The sequence below is a fragment of the Pseudomonas fluorescens genome, assembly GCF_902497895.1.
Taxonomy (GTDB): Bacteria; Pseudomonadota; Gammaproteobacteria; order Pseudomonadales; family Pseudomonadaceae; genus Aquipseudomonas; species Aquipseudomonas fluorescens_BP.
On the sequence record NZ_CABVHQ010000042.1, the window covers coordinates 1 to 15775 of the forward strand.

Here is a 15775-nt window from a genome sequence, read left to right on the forward strand (position 1 = left end):
GCCGAACGCAGGCGTTGCGCAGGGGGCACCGCGGCAAGGATGCCGCGGTAGCCACCCCCGGCCATGGATGGCCGATGGCGGCGGGCCCCCGGAGCAATGCCGGAGCGAGGGCATGCCGAGCCTAGGCGAGGCACCGAATGGTGGGGCAAAAGCGCTTTGGTTACTTTCGCGCTTTTCGAAAGTGACCCGCTGTAAGAGCGGAACCCTGAGTGGCCGTGACCGCAGAAACGGATATGTACACCAAAGAAAAAACCTGGTCGGCTTTCAGGCCGCCATCCATTTTCTTAAGTGAACAGCATTGCGCAATCAGCGGGCTTCTTGAATGGGCTTGAGCGAAACCGAAAAATACTAGCCTCGGCGATAGTCGTCTCCCCGGCGATCATCGTCGCGACGGTCATACGAATCCCGGTCCTTTTTATGGCGGTGGTCGTGATCATGGCGACCTCCGCGATCACGATCACGATCCCTGTCGTGGTCGTGGTAGACGCATCCCGAGGACGCCAGGACCGCTAATACCAGGGCAAGCATTGAAAATCGAGTAAGCACTGTTGTCTCCTTTCGCGCGGGCGCGGGGGGTATCCGCCCGACCCTGTGTAGGACAATGCTTTGGCTGGTTCGTTAGGTGCCACAACCAAATAAATCACCGCTAGTTGTTGATCCCATGGGAAATTTCAGGAAAACGGCAGCTTGGCTGGCGAAGCAAGTTTCAGCTGAACCTCCATCATGCTCCTGCAATCTCCAGGGGGATTTCCAGGGTGAAAACAGCGCCCAGGCCTGGTCCATCGCTATGGACGCCAAGGTGTCCATTCATTTCTACGGCGGCGAGTGCGCAACTGTGCAGGCCAAAGCCATGACCTTCCTTGCGAGTGGTGAAACCGTGGGTAAAGATGCGGGTCTTGTTCTCGGCGGCTATCCCTTCGCCCTGGTCTTTGACGCTGAAGCACAGCGTTGCGTTATCAATGATTCTGACGCCCAGGGTCATCATGCGCTGACGGTCGGATACCTTGGACATCGCATATTTGGCGTTGCTGATCAGGTTTATCAGGATCAATAGCAGTCGGTGCTTGTCGCCTATGATGGTCGGGGTGTCCTGATAATCCTTGGTCACCGTGACATGGTGCCGACTCAGGGCTCCGGAATTCATGCGCAAGGCATCTTCAAACAGGTCGACGACCTTCAACGGTTCGACCAGCCTGGCGGCGCCGGCATAGGCTTGTTGGGTGGAAACGATATCCTTGATGTGATCGACGCTTTTGGTGAGTTGCGCCAGCTCGTCGATGATGCCCGATTGCTCGGCAGCGATGGCATCCACCAGTTGATTGAGGTAGAGGGGAAGCAGCTGGCCTTTTTTGTCGTGGGTCATGAACGCCCCCAGATCTTCGGCATGCTCGTTCATCAGCTTCACCGCTTTACCAAGACCCAGGGCTTTGCTGCTGGATAACCTGCGAGTGACCAGATCAGCAGAGATATTGACGCTGTTCAGCACGTTGCCGACATTGTGCAGCACATTGGTCGCGATTTCCGCCATACCAGCCATCCGCGCCGCATCCACCAGTTCGCGCTCGGCTTCTATCAGTTCGTGGGTGCGCTCCTCCACACGCTGTTCCAGCCGCTCGTTTGCCGATTGCAAGTCGTTATTCATCTTGTTGATCAATGCATAACTCCGAATCAACCGGCCTGCCAGATACAACAGCAACAGAGCCATGATGCTGGCGCACACGGCCAGGTAAAGGTGATATTGGCGATCTACCGCAGTCGTTCGCCGTTGTGTCTCGTTCAATAATTCATTGATGCTGTCCAACTGTTGGGCGACAGGGATGACGCTAATGCGATCAATAAGGTCGTTGACGATGGGTTGTTCCAGAACTATTGAATTTATATGCTCGACGAATGTATTGAATACGGGGTGCTGGATAGCCGGTAGTTGATGTATATGTTCGATTAGTTTTTTTAACTGACTTTCAATTTCTTCGGCTTTTTCATCGGACACGGAGAGTGTATATTCGAGCGTCGTCAAGGTAAGATCAAAGACGTTTGATGACGCGGCCAAATAGTCGAGCTGTTGCTTATCCTTGGCATCCTCCAGTAATGCCTGAACGTCGTCTTCTGCCACCGGCAGGGCATCCAGAGCAGTGCGTAATGCCCTGTTATGCTGTTGAAATTGCTCGACCAGTTGGGTCTTGTTTTTTACCGCATCCAGATAACCCTGTCGTCGAGCTTGCCAAAGCACTGGAAGGGCTCCTGAATTATTGAGGTTCTCCAACTGCTCCCATCGACTGTTCGATTCGGCTGGGGCTCCCAGCAGCAGATTGTTGTTCAGGCCGGTTTTTGCTCTGAGGATTTTGACATTCCAGTTCGCATCAAATTGCTTGAGTTGACGGACAAAGTCCCGCGACTCAAAGTAAGTCGACGTTTCATACGAGTACGACTTGATGAGCAAAAACACCAGTGCCGTGAAAAGAACCAGGGTTGTCGCGGCAAGCGCAGACCATTTGTAAATGCTGGGCGCTTTCATCTTGGTCGGGTCCTTTGCGAGGTAGCACCAGGAAAGGTCTTTCCCGACGGTATAGAAAACCAATCACTGCACGAGCGTGAGAGTAGCGTTCTTTTATGGAGCGTGACAGGAAGATGGCGTCAATTATTTTTGTTCCTGGTTGGCATCGAATCATTTGCAAACCATTGATATGTGTCAAATACCTTGGATCGTCATGGTGGCTTGAGGCGCCAGCGCGTAGCTATAGCTTGAGTACGTTGCTGGCAGTCTTCTCCAGTCTGATCGACTATCGGGAGCGAGGGCTGGCTTGAAATCCTGTGAACTCGTTTCACGCAAAGGCGCACCTGACTCACCTGCCGCCAGCCTGTTGCGTGAGACGCTGCTGAACCCGGATTTAGACTGAGCGGGACGCAGCGGGTGCCGCCGATCAGACTGGCGAGCTACGTACAGCTGAGCAAATCAGAATTAAAAGGGGCCATAATGAAGATGTGATGTGGGGAGGCGTCATGTGAACCATCGATTTTTGGGTGGGTGACGGGAGTCAGCGTGAACGAAGTTCAACGCTTCAATATCAACACCACCGGCCGTGATTTTGCGGTGGGTGACATCCACGGCCATTTCACCAGGCTGCAAGCGGCGCTTGATGCCATCGACTTCGATCCGGCAGTCGACCGCCTGTTCAGCGTCGGCGATCTGGTTGATCGTGGTCCCGAGTCGCTGGATGTTGATACCTGGCTTCTGCGCAAGCCCTGGTTCCATGCGGTTCGCGGCAACCATGAGCAAATGACAATCGACTCGTACAACGCAGGAAGGACAAGTGATCAGTGCGCAATGCACTTCATCAATGGCGGCGCATGGTTCTACGGGCTTTCACGTGTCGAGCAGGCCTGTTACTCAAACCTTTTCGCGGAATTGCCACTGGTGATAGAGGTGGAGACTACGAACGGTCTGGTAGGCATTGTTCACGCCGATGTACCCCGCGGCAGCTGGAGCGATCTGATTGAGGCGCTCGCTGGCGACGATACAGAGGCCGAACACGTGGCGGCCATGTGTCTGTGGTCGCGAAGGCGAATCACCAACGAAAACCACGACAGTGTAAGCGACATCCGGGCAGTCATTGTCGGCCATACTGTGGTGCACCAGCCTGTGGTGTTGGGCAATGTTTACTACATAGATACCGGCGTTTGTATGGGCGGCCACTTCACGTTGATGGAGCTGTCCACGCTTGAGTGCTACCCGACGATCACTTCGAAACGGCGCCTGTAGGAGCGAGCTTGCTCGCGATGGACTCAAAGGCGGCTCGTTTATCCAGAAAACACGCGTTATCGTTAACGTCCATCGCGAGCAAGCTCGCTCCTACAATTGGCTTGCGGCCTACCCGACATCTACCTCCACTTGGAGAACTCTTATGTCTGAAAAGACAGCTTCCCCGGATTCTTCCGAGCAACTCCAGACGACGCTTTCGAAATGGGGTAACGAGGGCGTAGCAGAAGATCTGCAAATCACGGCGGCTACCGAGATTCCAGAGTTGTCGAATGCCGAACTGGTCCATCTTCGTATCCGGGTAATTGCCCTGGAAAACCTGGTGATCGCGTTGCTCGCCCAAGGTTCGGATCAACAGCTGGCCGTCGCCCGCGAAATGGCCTCCTACATCACGCCGAGACCGGGTTTCACCCAGCATCCTCTGACGATTCATGCGGCTTCGCAGATGGTCGATAGCGTGGATCGTGCGGTGCGATTTCGCAAGCTATCCGAGTCATGAGCGCGCCAGCAACCCTTATGCCGGACACGTCTCAGCTGGCAGCTGGCGCCGGATAGACCAGCGAATTTCCCAAAGGGGTCGCGGCCGCAGTCAACGTTGCGGGTTCGGCTCTGCCCCGGCCCATCAAATGCACAACCCTCCTGCCGCGATGGAGAAGGTAGTCCGCGACGATTCTGCGATGACATCGCCACCAGACGGCCTCCGAACACATGATCGCGCATCGCTGGTCCTGACTGAGTTCCTGCAACCGTAACAAGCCCTGTTCGAATTCTTCGGACAACCCATAATCGGCATAGTTATGGAAACTTTGGTTGATCCAGAATCCATTAATATCTGGTGCCACAGTTTTTGATTTTTTTCGTAATCCGCCAAGTTCCGGTAGTTGTAGGTAATCGATGTTTTGCGCAGCAAGTGCCTGCGCTAATGTATCCAGATTGAATTGAGGGTTAGTTCGAGATCGGGGTACGGTACGAATATCCACGACCCGCTCTACCTGCCCTGACTGGAGTAGTTCGATGAACTCGGAAAGGGTCCTGGTGGAATGACCTATTGTATAAATAGCTGGAAGTTCGAGCATTAATCCGGGTCCGAAAGATCAATAGGGCTGACTGGATAATAGTTGATCTCCTTCGTTTGCCGTCACCTTGAATGCTCAGGTGTCGGGGTTGACTGCTTCACTTCGTTTGATGGTGTTATGCCGGTGAGTATATTCGCAAGGGGGGACAATTCGAGAATTCCCGTTTTTGGTCAAGAAAAAAATTTATTCAGGCCAGTTTTTTAGACGAAAACGCGATGAGTATTAGACCTGAAAGCTCGCCACGGGAGGGGGTCGTGACCATTATTCAGGCGGTTTTTTTGTGAAATTGGCCAAAAATAACTGATTTATCTATAGGCATTATTGGTGCTCAAGCCCCATTAAATAAATATTGAACTATAGAAGAAAACGGGGACTGAAATTATTTTGATCTGCTGATGGAATAAATTTGCTATGTCCGTGAGTAAGGAGGAGTGTTGATCACATAATTCTAATTAAGAGGCGATGGGCATCATCGTTACTCATTCCCCAGAGGTCGATCGCTCAGCGAACCCATGCGTGCTTCCAAGCTCTTACTGCCCTGTGTCCTGCGTCCATTTAAATATGGGCTGTTCATTTTGTTGTGCCTGGTGTTCGGTGGGTTTTGCGGATTACAGGCGAAGGAATACGGAGAAATCGAGCAGCAGCGTATAGAAAAAATCTTCCCAGGCGGCGCTAGCGTGTCCGCGCCGACAGGCGACTTCAAGGTTCGCACCATCAGCACCGGAGAAAAGGTGCTGGGTTATGTGTTCCAGAGTCAGGACGTGGTGGCTATTCCGGCCTACTCGGGCAAACCGATCAACATGCAGGTCATCCTCGATGCCGGCGGTGTGATCCAGGATGCCTACGTGCTGGAGCACCATGAGCCGATCCTGCTGATTGGCATTCCCGTGGAAAAGCTCCACGCATTCGATGCCAAATACAAGGGGGTCAAGGCCGACCGGAGAGTGGTGGTCGGTCGTTCCAGTGATCCCGAGGCGGTGACCGTCGATGGGGTTGCCGGGGCTACGGTGACCGTCATGGTGGTCAATGAAATCATCATGCGCGCTGCGCACAAGGTGGCCGTATCGCTCAAGCTGGTTGAGGACACGGGCGGTGTGGCGCGCAAGCCCGCCACCGTGCGCGAAGACTTTTTCGAGCCCGCCACCTGGGAGCAAATGACCGGTAATGGCGCCATTCGCCGCTTGAACCTGACCCGTGGCCAGGTCGACGCAGCCTTCAAGGGCACCGAGGCCGAAGGCATCGACAACGCCAGTCCCGAGCAAGTCGATGAGACCTTTATCGAACTCTACGTCGCCGACCTGAATCCACCGGCCATCGGCCGCAATCTGCTGGGCGACAATCAATACCGTTTCCTTATGCAGGATCTCAAGCCGGGCGAGCAGGCCATCGCCGTGCTGGGACGCGGGATGTTCTCCTACAAGGGCTCGGGCTATGTGCGCGGCGGGATCTTCGACCGGGTACAGTTGCGCCAGTTCGGCAACATCATCAGCTTCCGCGACATGGACCATCAGCGCCTTTCCGACGTGTTTGCCAAGGGCATGCCCGAGTTCGATGAAATGTCGATTTTCATTGTGCGCGAACCGGCCCGGTTCGATCCGGGATCACCCTGGTCCCTGGAGCTATTGGTGCGGCGTCAGACCGGTGCGGTTGCCGGTATGTTCAGCAGCTTCGAACTGTCTTACCAACTGCCTGAGCAATACCTCCTGCGGCCACCGCCCACTGCCGAAGAACTGGCCGCCATCGAGGTCGCCAACCGGCCGACCTGGGTGAATATCTGGTACCAGAAAGCGTTTCAGATCGGGGTACTGTGCACGGCCCTTGCAGTACTGATGGTGATTTTGTTCCTGCAAGACACCTTTACCAAATACCCGCGCTTCCTCCACTGGCTGCGTCGCGTCTATCTGGTCTTCACCGTGGTGTTCATCGGCTGGTATGCCCTGGGGCAGATTTCGGTGGTCAACGTGCTGACGTTCGTCCATGCCCTGTTCGAGAACTTCCGCTGGGAACTGTTTCTCACGGACCCGATCATTTTCATCATCTGGACCTTTACCGCCGCCAGCATCCTGCTCTGGGGCCGTGGCGTGTTCTGCGGCTGGCTGTGCCCGTTCGGCGCCTTGCAGGAGTTGATCAACGAAGCCGCGCGCAAGCTGAAGATTCCGCAATATGAGTTGCCATTCGCGGTCCATGAGCGGCTGTGGGCGATCAAGTACATCATCCTGCTGCTGCTGTTCGGCATCTCCCTGGAGTCGATGACCACTGCCGAGCAATTTGCCGAGGTGGAACCGTTCAAGACCGCCATCACCCTGAAATTCGACCGCCAATGGTGGTTCGTGGCCTACGCGGTGGCGCTGCTGGTGATCAATATCTTTACCCGCAAGGTCTACTGCCGCTACGTCTGCCCGTTGGGCGCGGCGCTGGCGATTCCGACCAAGCTGCGGCTGTTCGACTGGCTCAAGCGCCGCAAGGAGTGCGGCACCCCCTGTCAGCTCTGCGCCAAGGAATGCGAGATCCAGGCGATCCACCCGGATGGCCATATCAACGCCAACGAGTGCCATTACTGCCTCGATTGCCAGATGACCTATCACAACGAAAACAAATGCCCGCCACTGGTCATCAAGAACAAGCGCAAGACGCGGAGCAAGCCTGCGCCAGTGCTGGATCGCGCTGAGTTGATTCCGGTTGTGCAAGTGTTCGAGCCCTGAGCCCCCTCGTTGCAAACGAGGCATCAAGAATCGATTGACTGAGCTATTTCATATCTGCCCCCGATGGAGCAAGACCCATGAGCGATAACAAGTCGAAAAACGATCATGAAGCCGTGAAAACAACGCAGGAGCCGGAATCGACCGGCCTCAGCCGTCGCGGTTTCCTCGGCACCACTGCCGCGGCCAGCGTCGCGCTGGCCGGTGCCTCGGCCCTTGGCAGCGTGGTATTCACCCGTGAAACCTGGGCGGCAGCGGCCAAGGACGCGCAATCGAAGATTCACGTGGGGCCGGGTGATCTGGACGATTACTATGGTTTCTGGAGTGGCGGTCACCAGGGTGAAGTACGGATCATGGGTATTCCATCGATGCGCGAGCTGTTGCGCATTCCGGTGTTCAACATCGATTCCGCCACCGGTTGGGGCCTGACCAACGAAAGCAAGCGGATCATGGGCGACAGCGCCAAATTCCAGAACGGCGACTGCCACCACCCGCATTTGTCCATGACCGACGGCAAGTACGACGGCAAATACCTGTTTATCAACGACAAGGCCAACAGCCGCATCGCGCGTATCCGCCTGGATATCATGAAGTGCGACAAGATGCTCACCGTGCCGAACGTGCAGGCCATACACGGTCTGCGCCTGCAGAAAATGCCGCACACCAAGTACGTGTTCGCCAATGCCGAATTCGTCATTCCCCACCCCAATGACGGCAGCACCTTCGACCTGCTGGACAAGAACAGCTACACCATGTTCAACGTCATCGACGCCGAGAAAATGGAGGTGGCGTTCCAGGTCATGGTCGACGGCAACCTGGACAACACCGACGCCGACTACACCGGCAAGTATGCGGCTTCGACCTGCTACAACTCGGAGAAGGCCTACGACCTGGGCGGCATGATGCGCAACGAGCGCGACTGGGTGGTGGTGTTCAACATTCCGCGCATCGAAGCAGCGATCAAGGCCGGCAAGTTCATCACCCTGGGCGACTCCAAGTCACCGGTGGTCGACGGTCGCAAGACCGAGGGCAAGGACAGCGAATTCACCCGTTATATCCCGGTGCCGAAGAACCCGCATGGCATCAATATGTCGCCCGACGGCAAGTACTTCATCGCCGCCGGCAAACTCTCGCCGACCTGCACCATCATCGCCACTGCCAAACTGGACGATCTGTTCGACGACAAACTCAAGGACCCACGCGACGCGGTGGTCGGCGAGCCGGAACTGGGTCTCGGTCCGCTGCACACCACCTTTGACGGTCGCGGCAACGCCTACACCACGCTGTTTATCGACAGCCAGGTGGTGAAGTGGAACATGGACGAGGCCGTTCGCGCCTACACCGGCGAGAAGGTCAACTGCATCAAGCAGAAACTCGATGTGATGTACCAGCCGGGCCACAACCATGCTTCGCTGACCGAAACCAGCGAGGCCGACGGCCAATGGCTGGTGGTGCTCAGCAAGTTCTCCAAGGACCGTTTCCTGCCGACCGGCCCGCTGCACCCGGAAAACGATCAGTTGATCGATATCTCCGGTGACGAGATGAAACTGGTGCACGACGGCCCGGCGTTTGCCGAACCCCACGACTGCGTCATGGCCCGTCGCGACCAGATCAGGACCAAGAAGATCTGGGACCGTAACGACCCGTTTTTTGCCGAAACCGTGGCAATCGCCGTGAAGGACGGAGTCAAGCTGGAGACCGACAACAAGGTCATCCGCGACGGCAAGAAAGTCCGGGTCTACATGACTTCGATGGCCCCGGCCTATGGCATGCCCGAGTTCACCGTCAATCAGGGCGATGAGGTCACCGTGACCATCACCAACATCGACCAGATTGAAGACGTGAGTCATGGTTTCGTCATGACCAACCACGGCGTGAGCATGGAGATCAGCCCACAGCAGACTTCCTCGATCACCTTCGTCGCCGACCAGCCCGGCCTGCATTGGTACTACTGCAGCTGGTTCTGCCATGCGCTGCACATGGAAATGGTCGGCCGTATGAAGGTCGAGCGGGTTGCAGTGGCGTAGCGCCTCAGGGCCGCAAAAAAGGTAAACGCAGTGTTCAGAAATCTGACAACCGATCCACGACACGGCATGGCACTTTTGCTGTTGGTATTTCTATCGGTTGTCGCCCAGGCCTCGCCACGACCCATCACCGAGCTGCCCTTGCAAGCCGCTGGCGAAAACCACTGGAAGCTGCCTGCCGGAGAATACCAAGGGCAGTTCACTGTAGATCAGCCGATCCAGATCGATTGCGAGAAAGGTGCGGTGATCAACGCCCAGGGGCAGGGCAATGCACTGTTCATCAGCGCGCCTGACGTGGGAATCGAGGGCTGCACGTTGCTCGATTGGGGGCGCGACATGACAGCCATGAACTCGGCGATTTTCATCGGGCCAGAGGCCCGTGGCGCAGTGATACGCAACAACCGCATGAAAGGTCCAGGCTTTGGCATCTGGGTGGATAGAACCCACGACGCCAGCTTGATTGACAACGATATCGAAGGCGATCCGAGCATTCGTTCCCAGGATCGCGGCAATGGCATTCACCTGTTTGCCGTACGGGGTGCGCGGGTGATCGGCAATCATGTCCGGCTGACCCGCGACGGGATCTATATCGACACCTCGAACGGCAATCTGCTGCAGGGCAATACCCTGGAGGATCTGCGCTACGGCGTGCACTACATGTACGCCAACGACAACCAATTGCTCGGCAACACCACTCGCCGTACCCGCACCGGTTATGCCTTGATGCAAAGTCGCAAACTGACGGTGATCGGCAATCGTTCCGAGCAGGACGAGGGCTATGGCATTTTGATGAATTACATCACCTATTCCGAGCTGCGCGATAACTTCGTCAGCGACGTGCGCAGCGGTTCCCCCGACGGCGGCATGGTCAGCGGTGGCGAGGGCAAGGCGCTGTTCATCTACAACTCGTTGTTCAATGTCATCGAGCACAATCACTTCGAGCGCAGTGCCCTGGGCATTCATCTCACCGCCGGCTCCGAAGACAACCGCATCGCCGATAACGCGTTTGTCGACAATCAACAGCAGGTCAAGTACGTCGCCAGCCGCACCCAGGAGTGGTCGGTCGACGGCCACGGCAATTACTGGAGCGACTACCTGGGCTGGGATCGCAATAACGACGCGGTGGGCGACGTAATCTATGAACCCAACGACAACGTTGACCGGCTGTTATGGCTGTACCCACAGGTGCGTCTGTTAATGAACAGCCCGAGCATCCAGTTACTGCGTTGGGTGCAGCACAGCTTCCCGGTGACCAAGTCGCCGGGGGTCAAGGACAGTTACCCGCTGATGAACCTGCCGACCATGCCTCAAATACAGCAGCCTATTTTATGAACGCAGTCGAGATCCAAGGCGTAAGCCAGCGTTACGGCAGCATGACCGTGTTGCACGATCTGACCCTGAGTCTGGGAGAAGGCGAGGTGCTGGGCTTGTTTGGCCACAATGGCGCGGGCAAGACCACTGTCATGAAATTGATCCTCGGCCTGCTCAAGGCCAGCGCCGGTCAGGTGCGCGTGCTCGGTTGCCCGCCGGCACACACCGAAGTGCGTCGCCAGATTGGCTACCTGCCGGAAAACGTGACCTTCTACCCGCAACTCAGCGGCCGCGAAACCCTGCGCTATTTCGCTCGCCTCAAGGGCGCCGCGCTGTCGCAGGTGGGTGAGTTGCTGGAACAGGTCGGCCTTGCCGGAGCCGCGGACCGTCGGGTGAAAACCTACTCCAAGGGCATGCGTCAGCGTCTGGGCCTGGCCCAGGCGGTGCTCGGCGAGCCGCGTCTGCTGTTGCTCGACGAGCCCACGGTCGGTCTCGATCCGATCGCCACCCACGAGCTTTACCTGTTGATCGACCGTCTGCGCCAGCAGGGCACCAGCATCATTCTTTGTTCCCATGTGCTGGCGGGGGTCGAAGCGCATATCAACCGCGCGGCGATTCTGGCCAATGGCTGCTTGCGGGCGATTGGCAGTCTGGCCAGCCTGCGTGAAGAAGCCGACCTGCCGGCGCGTATCCGCGCCAGCGGACTGCAGGGGCGCGAGCAGTGGCTGCAACGCTGGAATGCCGCCGGTCATAGCGCCAAGGCCATGGGCGGCGCCGGGGTCGAGGTGATGGCGGTCAACGGCCACAAAGTCGATCTGCTCAGCCAGTTGTTCCGCGAGGACCAACCGCAGGATATCGAGATACTGCAACCCTCCCTCGAGGACCTTTACGGCTACTACATGAGTCGTGCCACCGTCGACACAGAAGGCGCTCATCCATGAAGCAGATCTGGAGCATCGCCAGCAAGGAGTTCAGCGACGGGATGCGCAACCGCTGGCTGCTGGCGATCAGTCTACTGTTCGCCATTCTGGCGGTGGGTATCGCCTGGCTGGGCGCGGCCGCGTCCGGGCAAGTGGGCTTCACCTCCATTCCGGCAACCATCGCCAGCCTGGCCAGCCTGGCGACCTTCCTGATGCCGCTGATCGCTCTGCTGTTGGCTTACGATGCCATCGTCGGCGAGGACGAGGGTGGCACGCTGATGCTGTTACTGACCTATCCCTTGGGGCGCGGGCAAATCCTGCTGGGCAAGTTTGTCGGTCACGGGTTGATCCTGGCCCTGGCCACGCTGATCGGCTTCGGCTGTGCCGCGCTGGCCATTGCCTTGCTGGTCGACGATGTCGAGTTGAGTCTGCTGCTCTGGGCGTTCGGCCGCTTCATGGTCTCCTCCACACTGCTGGGCTGGGTGTTCCTGGCGCTGGCTTATGTGCTGAGCAGCAAGGCCAGCGAAAAATCCAGCGCAGCCGGGATGGCGCTGGGCGTGTGGTTCCTCTTCGTATTGGTGTTCGACCTGGCGCTGCTGGCATTGCTCGTCCTCAGCAAAGGCCGGTTCAACCCGGACCTGTTGCCCTGGTTACTGCTGCTCAACCCGACTGACGTCTATCGCTTGATCAACCTCTCCGGTTTCGAGGGCAGCGGCAATGCCGTCGGCCTTATGGCGTTGAGCAGCGATCTGCCGGTGCCGGGTTCAATGTTGTGGGGCTGCCTGCTGCTGTGGGTCGGGGCTTTGCTGCTGTTGGCTTACTGGATGTTTCGCCGTCGGCTGACCTGATTTTCCAAGCTTTGGGAGATTCAAATGAACACTCTGTACCTGACCGGGGCGCGAGCCCTGATGGTCATCATCACCTGCCTGGGGTTGGCGGCCTGTAACGAGCCCGCAGAGGTCAAGCAGGCGCTGCAGCCAGTGGCTTTTCATCAGGCGGACGAGTGCCATGTCTGCGGCATGGTCATCGCCGATTTTCCAGGCCCCAAAGGCCAGGTGGTGGAAAAAGGCGGAGTCAAGAAGTTCTGCTCTACCGCAGAAATGCTCGGCTGGTGGCTGCAACCGGAGAACCATCTCACTGAGGCCAAGTTGTATGTGCACGACATGGGTAAAAGCGTCTGGGAAAAACCCGACGACCATTATCTGATCGATGCAACCAAAGCCTGGTACGTGGTCGGGACCAAACTCAAAGGTTCGATGGGTGTGGTTCTTGCGTCATTTTCCGAGGAGGCGGCCGCGGGAAAACTGGCCAGCGAGCAGGGCGGCAGGGTACTGCGCTTTGAGGAGATCGACCTGGCACTCTTGCAGCAAGCTCCCGCGATGTAGCAGGCCAGCATTGCAGCTTGAAATTTCCCGGGTTGGGTAGGGGGGCAAGACACAATGCCCGCGATGGCGTAGCAGCTGCCGAAGGCTGCGTTCGGCTGCGCAGCAGACGCAAAACCTGCCACCGCGGTGGGGCAGGTGCAACGCGGCGACCGGATTACGACTGCTTCGCAGCCGAACGCAGGCTCCGCCAGCTGCTACGAGTCTTATTTCAGCGTTAGAATCCAGTCAGCCAGAATCTTGGCTTCTTCGTCGGTCACTTGGTTGGCCGGCATTGCTATCGCACCCCATTTGCCGGTGCTGCCTTCTTTGATGCTCTTGACCAGGGTGGCAGACGCGTCGGCCTTGCCAGCGTATTTGGCCGCTACTTCCTTGTACCCCGGACCGACCAGTTTGGCGTCGATGGTATGGCAGGCAACGCAGGTTTTGCTCTTGAAGAGCGCCTCGCCGTCAACGGCCAGAGCTGATTGCAGGGTCAGTGCTGCACCCAGGGCCAACAGTGGAACAAGAATTCTTTTCATTATTGATTCCTCAGACTACGAAGCGGATTCGAAATGACCCACTTCCGGTTTATCCAACAGGCATCGTGTTGAATATTATTAGGGTTGAATTTACCGGTCAAGCAAACTCATTTCTACAGGTGCTGATTATTGTTGGTGGACAATCAGTTTATGATAAAAACCGACTTTGCACCTTTATTAGATTTGCGATTTTCAGCAATCGTTCAATTTTCTCAGTCTGAATTGTTCGGCGCGCGGCTAATTGTCGCGGCGGGTAAGTTAATGGCTATTTGCTGATTGGTTCGTATTCAGCAGTTCCGAAATTGAAGTGCGGGTGGGTTGTCCGCTTATCTTGCTGGAGTACTCGCCTGCTTAGTCGGTTGCATGGTGCAAGTTATTGAATATATTGAATATATTGAATTTAAAGTTAAAAGTGCGAAAAGAAGGTGCTCGGCGAGCTGCCGGGCAAGTTAGCGTCAACCCAACAGTCGATGGTCGTTTTTTTGACGTGTTGGTGCAGTGGGGAGAATGGCTTCGGTCGTGGGATTTAAAAAACACTGTTCGAAAAAATAAAACTTCCTGGAAGTAAGGCGTTACTGGAGAAGTTTGCTGAAGTGGTTGTTTTTTATTTGGAAAGAATCCAGAAAGTCAACGTGATTTTTTTAAAATCTGGTAGTGGCCAAGCTGCGATTTCTGGTCGAACGATAGACTAGTAGCCTCCGCCACCCATTCCGCCCATTCCGCCCGTATGGCTGCGTGGATGTCTGGCTTTTTGCTGGACTCGACTCCATTCCGCGCAGCTCATGAAGCTCGTATGGTCCACTTTGCCAGATCCATCAAAGCTGACATTAAAGGGCTGCTTATGGCCGGCTCGAGTAAACATATAGTCAAAGCAGGTGCCGGGCTCCGCTGTGCGGTCAGTGACCGATAACGGCTTTCCGCCGATAGCCTGAACCTGATCCTGGCTCATGCCCGTCTCGACCTTGGCGACCAGCGGCTGGTCACGATAGACGTGTGAGTCAGTGGTGCAACTGCCCAGCACCGACAGCACGGCGACCAGCGCGCATACAGATTTGTTCATGGCGAGGCTCCCGGTAGCGAGTGTCGTGAAGAGGCTCTTGGGTGCATCCATTGAATTAAAGTCGAGTTCTGCGGGGCGCGCCAAATATCCTCGGAGCCGAGGTTGGAGGTGTTGGAACGTTTGGGGATGGGCGCTGCTGGCCGAGCGCCGGCAGCGAATCGGTTATCAGCGTCTGCCAACAAAGTAACCGCAACTCGATGCGGTAGAAACCCTGGTTGAGAAAACTGTTTGTCGCCAACAATTGGCTACGCTTAACGTTCCACAGAGAGGTATGCGTCATGAGCGAAGATCGAGTTGTTGCGCTTGAGATAGCGTTGAAAACGGTGATGGCGATCGCCAGAAATCATGGACTTGATATTGATCAACTATGCAGACAATCAATTGGCGCGATAATCGGTGACTCCGCAATGACCTGGGTAAAGGCCGATCACGCTCAGGATGCCATCGCCGAGATTGAAATGGCCCAGGCAGACATTGCGCGCCTGCCGCTGTCTTCGACGCATTAGCTGAGGGTTCTGCTGAGGCTTGACCAGATCGAGAAGGTAAATAATCAGGGCTTTAACGTTAAAGGCCCACATTGAGGGCCCTGGTTATTTGGGGTTAAAAAGGGAGCTGCAGGGGGGAGGCCATGGCGTTCAGATGGCTCAGGAAGAGAAACCCGGAAACCAGTACCGCATTGATCGACCAGGCCACCGTGAGGAAACGAGCGATCTGACCGTAGATGGGGTCACGGACATTATCCGAATTGCGCCATACAGCATTGAGCATGCAAACGCTGTAGGCCACAAATCCCAGCAGCATCAGGCCGAACAGAGAGGGGGCAACTTTGTTGAAGGCAATCAGGATCAGGCCAAACAGTACATTGCTGAACACTACGCCGTAGAGCCAGAACACCACCCACAGCGCAGTGCTGCCCTGCGAATTTAACCACCGCTGTAATTTGCTCATCACGTCTCCCTGGCCCGCTAGTGGCCCGATTATCCCTATTAGCCCGTACAGACTTCACCCGGGTGATGCCGACGTAA

The 15775-nt window shown here is 56.4% G+C and carries 15 protein-coding genes; 9 read left to right on the forward strand and 6 right to left on the reverse strand.

Annotation, left to right across the window (positions count from 1 at the left end):
• Positions 1 to 284: 284 nt before the first annotated feature.
• Both F8N21_RS30515 and F8N21_RS19880 read right to left on the reverse strand, forming a co-directional pair.
• Positions 285 to 437: a hypothetical protein gene (locus F8N21_RS30515; RefSeq protein ID WP_191624360.1), complete on the reverse strand. Its 153-nt coding sequence runs from the start codon at positions 435 to 437 to the stop codon at positions 285 to 287.
• Between the two features lie 284 nt (positions 438 to 721).
• Complete coding sequence (locus tag F8N21_RS19880) at positions 722 to 2515, reverse strand: DAHL domain-containing protein (RefSeq protein ID WP_150643731.1); 1794 nt, start codon at positions 2513 to 2515, stop codon at positions 722 to 724.
• A 525-nt stretch (positions 2516 to 3040) separates the two neighbouring features.
• Between F8N21_RS19880 and F8N21_RS19885 the strand changes: the two genes are divergently transcribed.
• Complete coding sequence (locus F8N21_RS19885) at positions 3041 to 3760, forward strand: metallophosphoesterase (RefSeq protein WP_150643732.1); 720 nt, start codon at positions 3041 to 3043, stop codon at positions 3758 to 3760.
• A 142-nt stretch (positions 3761 to 3902) separates the two neighbouring features.
• Positions 3903 to 4256 carry a hypothetical protein gene (locus F8N21_RS19890; RefSeq protein ID WP_150643733.1) on the forward strand — a complete coding sequence of 118 codons (354 nt, stop codon included), beginning with the start codon at positions 3903 to 3905 and terminating at the stop codon, positions 4254 to 4256.
• A 31-nt stretch (positions 4257 to 4287) separates the two neighbouring features.
• Here the strand turns inward: F8N21_RS19890 and F8N21_RS19895 are convergent, their stop codons facing one another.
• Positions 4288 to 4833, reverse strand: coding sequence for a DUF488 family protein (locus F8N21_RS19895; RefSeq protein WP_150643734.1), 546 nt, complete (start codon positions 4831 to 4833; stop codon positions 4288 to 4290).
• 512 nt (positions 4834 to 5345) lie between these two features.
• Here F8N21_RS19895 and nosR point away from each other — a divergent pair.
• The 6 genes from nosR to F8N21_RS19925 all read left to right on the forward strand — a co-directional run bounded on the left by nosR (position 5346) and on the right by F8N21_RS19925 (position 13172).
• On the forward strand, positions 5346 to 7535 hold the full coding sequence (nosR, locus tag F8N21_RS19900) for a transcriptional regulator NosR (RefSeq protein WP_150643735.1): 2190 nt from the start codon (positions 5346 to 5348) through the stop codon (positions 7533 to 7535).
• A gap of 77 nt (positions 7536 to 7612) precedes the next feature.
• Positions 7613 to 9559 (forward strand): TAT-dependent nitrous-oxide reductase, encoded by a 1947-nt coding sequence (nosZ, locus tag F8N21_RS19905; RefSeq protein WP_150643736.1) that lies wholly within the window; start codon positions 7613 to 7615, stop codon positions 9557 to 9559.
• Between the two features lie 30 nt (positions 9560 to 9589).
• A complete protein-coding gene (locus F8N21_RS19910) occupies positions 9590 to 10888 on the forward strand; it encodes a nitrous oxide reductase family maturation protein NosD (RefSeq protein WP_412071655.1) in 1299 nt (432 codons plus the stop codon).
• Positions 10885 to 11808 (forward strand): ABC transporter ATP-binding protein, encoded by a 924-nt coding sequence (locus tag F8N21_RS19915; protein ID WP_150643738.1) that lies wholly within the window; start codon positions 10885 to 10887, stop codon positions 11806 to 11808. The genes F8N21_RS19910 and F8N21_RS19915 overlap by 4 nt, the downstream gene beginning before the upstream one ends.
• Positions 11805 to 12635 carry an ABC transporter permease gene (locus F8N21_RS19920; protein WP_150643739.1) on the forward strand — a complete coding sequence of 277 codons (831 nt, stop codon included), beginning with the start codon at positions 11805 to 11807 and terminating at the stop codon, positions 12633 to 12635. Before F8N21_RS19915 ends, F8N21_RS19920 begins: the two co-directional genes overlap by 4 nt.
• Positions 12636 to 12659: 24 nt before the next feature.
• Entirely contained in the window at positions 12660 to 13172 is a 513-nt protein-coding gene (locus F8N21_RS19925; protein WP_150643740.1) for a nitrous oxide reductase accessory protein NosL, read from the forward strand.
• A gap of 203 nt (positions 13173 to 13375) precedes the next feature.
• Here the strand turns inward: F8N21_RS19925 and F8N21_RS19930 are convergent, their stop codons facing one another.
• On the reverse strand, positions 13376 to 13690 hold the full coding sequence (locus tag F8N21_RS19930) for a c-type cytochrome (RefSeq protein ID WP_150643741.1): 315 nt from the start codon (positions 13688 to 13690) through the stop codon (positions 13376 to 13378).
• Between the two features lie 688 nt (positions 13691 to 14378).
• Positions 14379 to 14750 carry an osmotically-inducible lipoprotein OsmE gene (gene osmE, locus F8N21_RS19935; RefSeq protein ID WP_150643742.1) on the reverse strand — a complete coding sequence of 124 codons (372 nt, stop codon included), beginning with the start codon at positions 14748 to 14750 and terminating at the stop codon, positions 14379 to 14381.
• A 278-nt stretch (positions 14751 to 15028) separates the two neighbouring features.
• Between osmE and F8N21_RS19940 the strand changes: the two genes are divergently transcribed.
• The gene (locus F8N21_RS19940) at positions 15029 to 15256 is read left to right on the forward strand and encodes a hypothetical protein (protein WP_224788257.1); all 228 of its coding nucleotides are present in this window, start codon (positions 15029 to 15031) and stop codon (positions 15254 to 15256) included.
• A 94-nt stretch (positions 15257 to 15350) separates the two neighbouring features.
• Here F8N21_RS19940 and F8N21_RS19945 read toward each other — a convergent pair whose 3' ends face one another.
• Entirely contained in the window at positions 15351 to 15698 is a 348-nt protein-coding gene (locus F8N21_RS19945; protein ID WP_150643743.1) for a hypothetical protein, read from the reverse strand.
• Positions 15699 to 15775 lie beyond the last annotated feature (77 nt).

Coding starts and splice junctions, on each gene's coding strand:
- nosZ (WP_150643736.1), top strand. CDS start 7,613: ATGAGCGATAACAAGTCGAAAAACGATCATGAAGCCGTGAAAACAACG.
- F8N21_RS19925 (WP_150643740.1), top strand. CDS start 12,660: ATGAACACTCTGTACCTGACCGGGGCGCGAGCCCTGATGGTCATCATC.
- F8N21_RS19915 (WP_150643738.1), top strand. CDS start 10,885: ATGAACGCAGTCGAGATCCAAGGCGTAAGCCAGCGTTACGGCAGCATG.
- F8N21_RS30515 (WP_191624360.1), bottom strand. CDS start 437: ATGATCACGACCACCGCCATAAAAAGGACCGGGATTCGTATGACCGTC.
- F8N21_RS19880 (WP_150643731.1), bottom strand. CDS start 2,515: ATGAAAGCGCCCAGCATTTACAAATGGTCTGCGCTTGCCGCGACAACC.
- F8N21_RS19890 (WP_150643733.1), top strand. CDS start 3,903: ATGTCTGAAAAGACAGCTTCCCCGGATTCTTCCGAGCAACTCCAGACG.
- F8N21_RS19920 (WP_150643739.1), top strand. CDS start 11,805: ATGAAGCAGATCTGGAGCATCGCCAGCAAGGAGTTCAGCGACGGGATG.
- osmE (WP_150643742.1), bottom strand. CDS start 14,750: ATGAACAAATCTGTATGCGCGCTGGTCGCCGTGCTGTCGGTGCTGGGC.
- nosR (WP_150643735.1), top strand. CDS start 5,346: ATGCGTGCTTCCAAGCTCTTACTGCCCTGTGTCCTGCGTCCATTTAAA.
- F8N21_RS19895 (WP_150643734.1), bottom strand. CDS start 4,833: ATGCTCGAACTTCCAGCTATTTATACAATAGGTCATTCCACCAGGACC.
- F8N21_RS19940 (WP_224788257.1), top strand. CDS start 15,029: ATGAGCGAAGATCGAGTTGTTGCGCTTGAGATAGCGTTGAAAACGGTG.
- F8N21_RS19945 (WP_150643743.1), bottom strand. CDS start 15,698: ATGAGCAAATTACAGCGGTGGTTAAATTCGCAGGGCAGCACTGCGCTG.
- F8N21_RS19930 (WP_150643741.1), bottom strand. CDS start 13,690: ATGAAAAGAATTCTTGTTCCACTGTTGGCCCTGGGTGCAGCACTGACC.